The sequence below is a fragment of the Cognatundibacterium luofuense genome (assembly GCF_018139685.1).
In the GTDB taxonomy this organism is placed as follows: Bacteria; Pseudomonadota; Gammaproteobacteria; order Burkholderiales; family Burkholderiaceae_D; genus Undibacterium; species Undibacterium luofuense.
This window is the reverse complement of the sequence record NZ_JAGSPN010000208.1, coordinates 1-409: the sequence shown is the minus strand read 5'-3', so window position 1 is coordinate 409 and position 409 is coordinate 1. Positions and strand designations below refer to the sequence as shown.

At 43.5% G+C, this 409-nt stretch carries 1 protein-coding gene; it reads right to left on the bottom strand.

Going from position 1 to position 409, the window contains the following annotated elements; genetic code table 11:
• Positions 1–395 (bottom strand): hypothetical protein (locus tag KDM89_RS20055; protein WP_212689638.1); only part of this gene is annotated, 395 nt, incomplete at its 3' end.
• Positions 396–409 lie beyond the last annotated feature (14 nt).

Genomic DNA, 409 nt, shown 5'->3' with positions numbered 1-409 from the left:
CCCAGGCTGCCACTGTTTATTTCTTTCCACGAGTTGTCTTTGTCATCGTGTTTGTAGAGGATACCTACGTATTTTTCGTTGTTACCTGACGCATATCTTGGCTGGCCATATTTATCAAAGGTAAATTTCAGGCCAGGTACTGGAATATCCGCTACAGTCTTTCGGGCGGCGTTATTGGCGTTGATTTGCAATACTGTGCTGTGATTGTTGCTCCACTTATGCTCTTCCAGAAAAAACTGTCCGTTTGTATTTTTGGGAATAAAAGCAATGCTGCCAAATCCATGGTCATCATCGTACCTGTCGCCCTTAGAGGATTGTGCAAACATGTTGTAACCGTACAGGTAGTCCTGTTTTTTTCCATCCAAATTAAATGCCAGTATTTCTCCAGTCCACATAGGTGCTTCCTGCG